The sequence below is a fragment of the Paraburkholderia phymatum genome, from assembly GCF_040965635.1.
GTDB lineage: Bacteria > Pseudomonadota > Gammaproteobacteria > Burkholderiales > Burkholderiaceae > Paraburkholderia > Paraburkholderia phymatum_B.
This window is the reverse complement of sequence record NZ_JBFRCH010000120.1, coordinates 1-411: the sequence shown is the minus strand read 5'-3', so window position 1 is coordinate 411 and position 411 is coordinate 1. Positions and strand designations below refer to the sequence as shown.

The 411-nt window shown below is 59.9% G+C and carries 1 protein-coding gene; it reads right to left on the bottom strand.

Annotation, left to right across the window (positions count from 1 at the left end):
• Nucleotides 1-112: 112 nt before the first annotated feature.
• Nucleotides 113-361 (bottom strand): PAAR domain-containing protein, encoded by a 249-nt coding sequence (locus tag AB4Y32_RS40465; RefSeq protein ID WP_368726584.1) that lies wholly within the window; start codon nt 359-361, stop codon nt 113-115.
• Between the last annotated feature and the right edge of the window lie 50 nt (nt 362-411).

Genomic DNA, 411 nt, shown 5'->3' with positions numbered 1-411 from the left:
AAGAACGAGCCATTTGTGGTCAGCTGAGAGTGGCTCACTCTAAACAGCCCGGCGCGCGAGGGTCCATGAGGTAACTTCGAAAAGCACGTCGCCCGTCAAGTCACTTGAATAATCACGCTCTATGATTACAGGCGCACTGGCAGAAGTCTCCGTCCAGGGCAGGTTGTCTGCCGGACAGATCGTCATCCGGGCGGGCACCGTTCGGTGTGATCCGGCCCACTGAATTGCAGGCGGGGCACTGGACTCGTGCCCCCAGGTAACTCAACCTGCGATCGTTCCACGTCACGTCATCCATGCCATCGAGCACGGTGCCGCCTGCGGTAGTCCGGTCATACTGGAGAATATGGGCGCGCGTTCCCATGTCAGGCCCCAACCCATTCCCACTCGACCACACCCGCATCCTGCTGTCCT

Bases quoted from the DNA above. Each gene is read 5' to 3' on its own strand.
- AB4Y32_RS40465 (WP_368726584.1), bottom strand. From the start codon at position 361: ATGGGAACGCGCGCCCATATTCTCCAGTATGACCGGACTACCGCAGGC.